The organism is Streptomyces sp. NPDC005070, from assembly GCF_053600395.1.
This window is the reverse complement of sequence record NZ_JBSFZS010000456.1, coordinates 1-1686: the sequence shown is the minus strand read 5'-3', so window position 1 is coordinate 1686 and position 1686 is coordinate 1. Positions and strand designations below refer to the sequence as shown.

At 68.8% G+C, this 1686-nt stretch carries 1 protein-coding gene; it reads right to left on the bottom strand.

From position 1 onward, the window contains the following. Positions 1–146 precede the first annotated feature (146 nt). A partial coding sequence (locus ACWEBX_RS40195; RefSeq protein WP_451889642.1) for a glycoside hydrolase family 2 protein occupies positions 147–1686 on the bottom strand: 1540 nt, incomplete at its 5' end.

Genomic DNA, 1686 nt, shown 5'->3' with positions numbered 1-1686 from the left:
CAGAAGCGGCTGGTCAAAACCGGCGGCAAGTGGAGTTTCAGCGGAACTCCCGTCAGTGGGAGGGCGGACCGCGCCGACGGCCTGTCAGGGGGCCGGTGCGATGCGCGCCCGGAGCGGCGGGGAGGCGTGCGCCGGGCGCCTCGTCGTCAGGAGCAGCCGGCCGGTGTCGCCTGTGACGCGTCGTGGATCAGCGCCTCGTGGGCGGCCTTCAGCCGGGCCACGTCGGGCTTGACCACCGCGCGGTCGTAGGTGATCAGGCCGTTCAGTTCTCCTTCCACGTCCGAGATCTGGGTGTAGACGGCGCCGTTGCCGCCCTTGCAGGCGAGCTTGTGCACCTCGGCGAGGCGGGCCAGGTAGTCGTCGGTGTACGCCGAGGGGTCGACGTCCACGTACGACTGCTGCACGGACCAGGCGTGTCCGGGCACCGCGAGTCCGAGACCGCCGTACTCGCCGCTGACCAAGGCCCGTTTCCCGTCCGGGTTCGGTGGCAGCGCGGGGCTCGGGTAGCCGTGTTCGTCGATGATGTCGCCGGTGCCGCCGTCCACGCCGAGGTTGATGCCCGACATGGAGTTGACGAGGCGTGTCGGGTCCCAGGCCTTGGCCTGGTCGGCGATGCGGGCCTCGTCGTACTGGCCCCAGCCCTCGTTGAAGGTCACCCACATGACGACCGAGGGGCTGCTGATGTGCTCGTCGATCATCTGCTTCATCTCGCGCTCGTACTCGGCGCGGGACGCGGCGCCGGGATTGACCCCGGCGGTCATGGCGGGCATGTCCTGCCAGACCATCAGTCCGAGCCGGTCGGCCCAGTAGAACCAGCGGTCGGGTTCGACCTTGATGTGTTTGCGGACGGCGTTGAAGCCCATCTCCTTGTGCGCCTTGAGGTCGTACGCGAGGGCTTCGTCCGTGGGTGCGGTGTAGAGGCCGTCGGGCCAGAAGCCCTGGTCGAGGGTGGCCATCATGAAGACGGGTTTGCCGTTGAGGACGGTGCGCGGGACTCCGTTCACCTGCTCCACGGCGATCGACCGCATGCCGAAGTAGCTGCCGACGCGGTCGGCGCCCACGCTCACCCTGAGGTCGTAGAGGAACGGGTCGTCGGGTGACCAGAGGTGCGGGTCGGTGATCTTCAGGACGAGCGGCTGCCCGGTGCGGCCCTTCACTGTGGCGACCTTGCGGTGTCCGGCGTACGCGGTCGCGGTGACCGGCACTCCGTCCCGGACGCCTTTCGGTTCGACCATGAGCCGGCTGTTCTTGACGTCGGGCGTGAGCTTGAGCGAGTCGACGTGGTCGGAGGCCACGGGCTCCATCCACACCGTCTGCCAGATGCCGGAGGACGGGGTGTACCAGATGCCGCTGGGGTCCAGCCGCTGCTTGCCGACCGGCGGGTTCTCGCCGCCCTGGGCGTCGGTCGGGTCGTAGACGCCGACGATCAGTTCCTGGGTGCGGCCGGGCTTGAGCGCGGTGGTGATGTCGGCGCTGAACTTGTCGTAGCCGCCCTGGTGTTCGGCGACCTTGGTGCCGTTGACGTAGACCTCGGCCCGCCAGTCGACGGCTCCGAAGTTGAGCCGGAGGCGCTTGCCGGAGCCGACCTTCCAGCCCGCGCGAAGGCGTACACCGCGGCCGTCATGCAGCGTCCCGGCAAGATGCTGAAGAAATGGCAGGAGAGCCAGCCGGTGTTCTTCGCGCAGC